Here is a 6,372-nt window from a genome sequence, read left to right as displayed (position 1 = left end):
GACCAGATGCTCGCCCGCGTCCGCGCCGGGTGGCCGCCGGGGCGCACGCAGGGCGAGCATCTGGTCTGAACCTTTGGCGGTCGGTGGGGACGGAACGCCACATAGCGGGTCGGAGCAGATCAATGTGGGGGAGGGTGGTGCAATGCCGCTGTCCCCGGCGGGACTTGGGGCTTTCTACGCATCGTGCTGGATGAACGCGGCGCCCGCAACCGTTTGACCCAGCTCTTACGCACTTTTACTCTTCCCGCCGGCCGGCCCCGAGCGTCCCCGAGGCCGGCCGTTCTCTTGGGTGACCGGGCCGCTGTCCCCTGCCGTCCGGTCACTTCCCCGGAGCGAGGTCCCACGGCGCACGGCACGATCCGTACGCCTCATCGCCCCAGGTGAGCCACGCGTGGTTCTTCCGGGCCCGCCCCTGGCTGGAACGGACATCGGGACCAACGAAGCCGTCCGGGGCCGGTCACGCGCCGGACGGGTGAGAAGGGTGCCGAACTCAGATGCGACCACGGCAGAGTTCGAGGAGGGTCATGGCGAGGGGGGTGCCGGGCTTGCCGAGGGCCTGCCGGTAGTGATCGAGGATCTCCATCTCGCGGGACAGGTTCACGCGACGGCCGCCGGAGGTGATCCGGGCCTCCTGGATCACGGCGGACACAGCGATCCGTTCCTGGATGAGACCGATGATCCGGTCGTCGAGCGCGTCGATGCGGTCACGCGCGCCGGTGATCACGCCGGCCGCCTCGGAGGAACGGGCGCCGGTCACGTCGGTGGCGGTCATGGGGGCTCCTGTGGTGGTGGGTGGGTGCGGAGACCCCGGAGCGACCTGACCCGGAGGGAAAACGACAGGCGCCCCGGGCCTTGTCGGCCCGGGGCGCCTGGGAAGTCGCTGCGTCAGCTCAAGCAGCACGACCATGGCAGCCGGCGGGCCGGGTGCCATAGGTAAAGACGAAGGTCGCGTGCGAAAGCATGGGGCCAGTATGGCACGGCGGCATTCAGGCGAGGGCCGGCACCGATCCGGCGGCCCCCTCCCCGGTGACGCGACCGTCCGGCGCCCACGCCGGGAGAAGCGACGCGACCGGTGCCGCGCCCACCTCGGCGGAAGCGACGGGACCGGTCCCGCGCCCGTCTCGGTAGAATTGGCCAGCACAGAGACCCCGCCCAAACCGCCGGAAGGCCCCCGTGTCATCAGCGACTCCTACTGCCGCCGCCCCCGACACCGTCCTGGTCGTCGACTTCGGCGCGCAGTACGCCCAGCTCATCGCCCGTCGAGTCCGCGAGGCCCGGGTCTACAGCGAGATCGTGCCGAGCACCACGCCCGTCGCCGAGATGCTCGCCAAGAACCCGGCGGCGATCATCCTCTCCGGCGGTCCCTCGTCCGTCTACGAGGAGGGCGCCCCCCGCCTCGACCGTGAGCTGTTCGAGGCCGGCGTACCCGTCTTCGGCATGTGCTACGGCTTCCAGCTGATGGCGCAGACCCTCGGCGGCACCGTCGACAACACCGGCGCCCGCGAGTACGGCCGTACCGAACTGCACGTCTCCCGCACGTCCTCCACCCTCTTCGAGGGCACGCCGGGCGAGCAGGCCGTGTGGATGTCGCACGGCGACGCCTGCTCCGCCGCCCCCGAGGGCTTCTCCGTCACGGCGTCCACGGACGTCGTGCCGGTCGCCGCCTTCGAGAACGACGAGAAGAAGCTCTACGGCGTCCAGTACCACCCCGAGGTCATGCACTCCACGCACGGCCAGCAGGTCCTGGAGCACTTCCTCTACCGCGGCGCGGGTCTCCGCCCGGACTGGACGACCGGCAACGTCATCGAGGAGCAGGTCGCCGCCATCCGCGAGCAGGTCGGCGACCGGCGCGCCATCTGCGGTCTCTCCGGCGGTGTCGACTCCGCGGTGGCCGCCGCCCTGGTCCAGAAGGCCATCGGCTCCCAGCTGACCTGCGTCTACGTCGACCACGGCCTCATGCGCAAGGGCGAGACCGAGCAGGTCGAGAAGGACTTCGTGGCCGCCACCGGCGTCCAGCTGAAGGTCGTCGACGCGGAGGAGCGCTTCCTCAACGCCCTCAAGGGGGTCTCCGACCCCGAGGAGAAGCGCAAGATCATCGGCCGCGAGTTCATCCGCGTCTTCGAGCAGGCCCAGGCGGAGATCATCGCCGACGAGGGCCCCGAGGTCGCGTTCCTCGTCCAGGGCACCCTGTACCCGGACGTCGTCGAGTCCGGCGGCGGCACCGGCACCGCCAACATCAAGTCGCACCACAATGTGGGCGGACTGCCCGAGGACCTCGAGTTCCAGCTGATCGAGCCGCTGCGCAAGCTGTTCAAGGACGAGGTCCGCATGGTCGGCCAGGAACTCGGCCTGCCGGAGGAGATCGTCCAGCGTCAGCCGTTCCCCGGTCCCGGCCTGGGCATCCGGATCGTCGGCGAGGTCACCAAGGACCGCCTCGATCTGCTCCGCGACGCCGACGCGATCGCCCGCGAGGAACTGACGGCGGCCGGCCTGGACCGCGAGATCTGGCAGTGCCCGGTGGTCCTGCTCGCCGACGTCCGCAGTGTGGGCGTCCAGGGCGACGGCCGCACCTACGGCCACCCGATCGTCCTGCGCCCGGTCTCCTCCGAGGACGCCATGACGGCCGACTGGTCGCGCCTGCCGTACGACGTCCTCGCGAAGATCTCCACCCGGATCACCAACGAGGTGCGTGACGTCAACCGGGTCGTCGTCGACGTGACCTCGAAGCCGCCGGGCACCATCGAGTGGGAGTGAGCCCCTTCACGGGGGTCAGGTCCGTTTGAGGGTGCGCACCGGCTCTCCGGGCTTCCAGAACTGGGTGACGAGATACGTGTCGTCCTCGACGTAGGTCCGTACGACCTCCGTCAGCTCGGTGCGGAAGAGGTGGAACGGCTGCGGCGGTTCCACCTCTTTCACGTATCCGGCCCTCGCCTCCCCGTCCCCGACCTCCACGGCCCGCCCGCTGATCCGTACGTCCCCGCCGCCCATCCCGGTGCCGTCGCCCGGGTTGGCCTGGAGCGAGAAACGGGGGTCGCGGCGCAGGTCCAGGGCCTTGAGCGAGCCCGGCATCATGCCGAGCCACAGCTCCCCGTCCAGGAAACGCGCCTCCAGGCCGCTGGTGCGCGGGGAGCCGTCCTTGCGCAGGGTCGCGAGAACGTGGTGGGTGAAGGCCCCGAACCGCTCTTCGGTGACCCGCGCGAGATCCGGCTCCGCCTCGGCGAACGCCGCCCAGTTCACTGCTGTCGTACGACGTGCTGTCATACGGCGAGTGTGGCGCGGATACCAGACACCTTGTGTCCGGTATTACCGGGACCGACGACCGGACCGATGACCGCACCGACGACCGGACCGACGACCGCACCGACGACCGCCGGAGTCGTCGCGGGGAGTCTTCCGCGTGACGCTCTGCCCTTTTTCGCCGGCCGAAGGTACCTTCCGCCCGTAACACATCCCAGTGCTGGAGGACCGATGCACGGGCCCACGTCACCCGCCCCGCTGCCCACCGACCGGTTGGCTTTCGCCATGCCGCCGATCCACGAGTCGGTCGAGGACGAACGCCGGTACCGCAAGGAACGGCTCGCGGGCGCCCTGCGGATCTTCGGCCGGCACGGCTTCGAGGACGGGGTCTCCGGACACATCACCGCCCGCGACCCCGAATACGGCGACTGCTTCTGGGTCAATCCCTTCGGCGTGCCCTTCAAACACGTCACCGTGAGCGACCTCGTCCTCGTCAACGCCGACGGACAGGTCGTCGAGGGCCGCTATCACGTCAACCAGGCCGCGTTCACCGTGCACGCGCAGGTGCACGCCGCCCGGCCGGACGTCGTCGCCGTCGCCCACTGCCACTCCGTCCACGGCCGCGCGCTCGCGGCCCTCGGCGAACTGATCGACCCGATCACCCAGGAGAGCTGCGCCTTCTACGAGGACATCGCGCTGTACGACGCCTACACGGGCGTCGCCGTCGACGCCGAGGAGGGCCGGCGCATCGCCGCGGCGCTCGGCAGCCGCAAGGCGCTGGTGCTGCGCAACCACGGCCCGCTGACCGTGGGCGACTCGGTGGACGCGGCGGCCTGGTGGTTCCTGTCGATGGAACGCTCCAGTCAGGTCCAGCTCACCGCCCGCGCCGCCGGCCGGCCCGTCCTCATCGAGCACAAGGCGGCCGTGGCGACCCGGGAACAGCTCGGCGGCGACCTGGTGGCGTGGATCAACTACCAGCCGCTCTGGCAGGACATCAGCCGCGGCGAACCGGACCTGCTCAGCTAGCCGCGTCAACACGGCGACATCGAATTCACCCCCGCTGACCAGACCTGCCGGAGCGGGGCGGTGTGCCGTAGGGCACAATTCGCTGTCGTCGCAGGGGAGTTGTTCACAGGCTCGGTGGGCCGGTTTCACAGGGGTCACCGGCCGTACGGGTAGCGGGGAAGGCAGGCGTCGGCAGTGGCGGTGCAGGAGGCGAGACAAGGCCCGGAGCCGGGTGCTCACGACGGTGGCTGCGCCTGCGGGGACTGCCCGCACGGGGCGCGCGAGGGGCACCGGCGGGCGGTCGCCGCCTTCCTGGTGAAGCGGGACGAGTTCGCCGCCGGACAGGGACTTCCCGCCGCCGTCGCCCACTCGGCCTCGGCCTCGCGCCAGTGGGTCTCGGAGGAACTCACCCAGTCCGCGGAACTCGTCGCCGAGCGCGGCCGAGCCGAGGGCGAGTCCTGGCTGAACCGGGTGTGGCAGCGCACCGCCTGCACGGTGGGGGCGGCTGTCGTCACCCTGCTGCTCGTGCAGTCCCTGACCGCGATCGGCGCCGGCTGGACCACCGCCCGCACCGCCGGGCTGCTCGCCGCGCTCCTCGTCGGCGGCGCCCTGACCGCCGCCTCCTGGCTCCACCGGGCGCGCGGCGGCGCGCTGGCCCCCGTGATCGGCGAGGACAACCGCCTGTCCACCTCCCGCGTGGTCGCCGCCGCCTGGGTGCTGTTCGTGGCGTACGCGGTGCTGGTCCTGGTGGGCCGGCTGGCGGCCGCCTCCGGGCCCGCCGAGCGCGACGCCCTGATCTCCGGACTCGACCTCGCGCGCGGCGCCGGCGCGGTGACCGTCCTCGCCGTGGTCTGTGCGATCGCCGTGCTGGTGCGGCGGGTGGTCGGCCTGCGCGTCCTGGGCCAGCGGCTCCAGAAGGTCCGCGCGCACCGCCCCCGGGCCGCCGACCTGCTCACCGACGACGCCGGCCGCGGCACCTTCGCCGACATCCAGTACGTCGTGATCAGCGCCGTAGCCCTGGCCTTCGCCGCCGTACGCCTCGCCCGCCGCCCCGACCAGCTCCCGGACCTGCCCTGGGGCCTCGCCGTGGTCGTCCTGGTGTCGGCGGCGACCTACCTCGCCGGAAAGTACGCCGAGGGCGGGCGACCCGTCGTCCTCTCCGTCGTCCGCTCCCGCGAGGCCGGCGACCTGGACGGCCCGATCCGCACCGGCGACGACATCGAGATCCGCGGCGCCGGATTCGTGCCGCCCGGCGCGCAGACCGCCGACCGCCTCTCCCGCATGGTCGTGCGCATCGGCGCCGTCCATGTCCACGTCCCCCTCGTCCCGGTCGCGGGGGGCTTCAGCAACCCCACCGACGCGGTACTCACCGTCCCGGTCCCGGCGGAGGTCGAACCCGGCCGGGTGGAGGTACAGGTGATCACCGCGGCCGGCGTGGAGACGAACCGCTACGCGATCGACGTGACGGACTGAGACACGCGCGCCCCGAGCACGCGCCCCGAGCATGCGACTGGGACCCGCGGCACCTGGGAAGGAGATGCCCCAGGACCCGGCCGGCCATTGAGCGCACCGTCCCTTTCGTACGTATGGTCTGTCGAGGGGTCCATCAACGCGGGCGAGAGGCGGCTACGGGCGATGACTCACGGCATGCGAACGGACACGCATTCCCCCTATCTCGACGGCGACCGCGGCAACTGGCGGGACACCGCCACCCGCTACGCCCTCCTCCCGCTCCGCGTCTTCCTCGGCATCACCTTCATCTACGCCGGGCTGGACAAGCTCACCGACGGCGCCTTCCTCAAGGACAGCGGCGCAGGCTCGATCGGCGACACCATGCGGGCCGTGCGGGACTCCTCGGCCATCCCCGCCCTGGTCGACCTCGCTCTGAAGAGCCCGACCGGTTTCGGCTACGCGATGGCCTTCGGCGAACTCGCCGTAGGCATCGGCACCCTGCTGGGTGTCCTCACCCGCCTCGCCGCCCTCGGCGGCGCGCTGATCTCCCTCAGCCTGTGGCTGACCGTGAGCTGGGCCTCCGACCCGTACTACTACGGCAACGACCTCGCCTACCTCATGGCCTGGCTGCCCCTCGTGCTCGCCGGTGCCCCGGTCCTCTCCCTCGACGCCGCCTGG

At 71.5% G+C, this 6,372-nt stretch carries 5 protein-coding genes and 1 pseudogene; 4 read left to right on the top strand and 2 right to left on the bottom strand.

The features are described from left to right. Positions 1 to 490: 490 nt before the first annotated feature. Positions 491 to 790 (bottom strand): annotated as a pseudogene (locus BZL64_RS36295) (chorismate mutase); the annotation flags it as partial. Between the two features lie 383 nt (positions 791 to 1,173). On the opposite strand from BZL64_RS36295, the gene guaA reads away from it, so the two are divergent. Next, entirely contained in the window at positions 1,174 to 2,754 is a 1,581-nt protein-coding gene (gene guaA / locus BZL64_RS36290) for a glutamine-hydrolyzing GMP synthase (protein ID WP_086773288.1), read from the top strand. A 15-nt stretch (positions 2,755 to 2,769) separates the two neighbouring features. Here the strand turns inward: guaA and BZL64_RS36285 are convergent, their stop codons facing one another. Further along, positions 2,770 to 3,261 carry a pyridoxamine 5'-phosphate oxidase family protein gene (locus BZL64_RS36285; RefSeq protein WP_086773287.1) on the bottom strand — a complete coding sequence of 164 codons (492 nt, stop codon included), beginning with the start codon at positions 3,259 to 3,261 and terminating at the stop codon, positions 2,770 to 2,772. 207 nt (positions 3,262 to 3,468) lie between these two features. Here BZL64_RS36285 and BZL64_RS36280 point away from each other — a divergent pair, with 207 nt between their 5' ends. From BZL64_RS36280 to BZL64_RS36270, 3 genes are all read left to right on the top strand, one after another. After that, complete coding sequence (locus BZL64_RS36280; protein WP_086773286.1) at positions 3,469 to 4,263, top strand: class II aldolase/adducin family protein; 795 nt, start codon at positions 3,469 to 3,471, stop codon at positions 4,261 to 4,263. A gap of 174 nt (positions 4,264 to 4,437) precedes the next feature. Further along, positions 4,438 to 5,715 carry a hypothetical protein gene (locus BZL64_RS36275; protein WP_086773285.1) on the top strand — a complete coding sequence of 426 codons (1,278 nt, stop codon included), beginning with the start codon at positions 4,438 to 4,440 and terminating at the stop codon, positions 5,713 to 5,715. A gap of 162 nt (positions 5,716 to 5,877) precedes the next feature. After that, positions 5,878 to 6,372: DoxX family protein (locus BZL64_RS36270; RefSeq protein WP_086773290.1), on the top strand; the 495-nt coding region annotated here is incomplete at its 3' end.

It is taken from the genome of Streptomyces bobili, assembly GCF_002154575.1.
In the GTDB taxonomy this organism is placed as follows: Bacteria; Actinomycetota; Actinomycetes; order Streptomycetales; family Streptomycetaceae; genus Streptomyces; species Streptomyces bobili.
This window is presented reverse-complemented; position numbering and strand designations above follow the sequence as displayed.

What these genes read in the sequence shown, in the direction of transcription:
- BZL64_RS36285 (WP_086773287.1), bottom strand. Translation starts at nt 3,261, where the DNA reads ATGACAGCACGTCGTACGACAGCAGTGAACTGGGCGGCGTTCGCCGAG.
- BZL64_RS36280 (WP_086773286.1), top strand. Translation starts at nt 3,469, where the DNA reads ATGCACGGGCCCACGTCACCCGCCCCGCTGCCCACCGACCGGTTGGCT.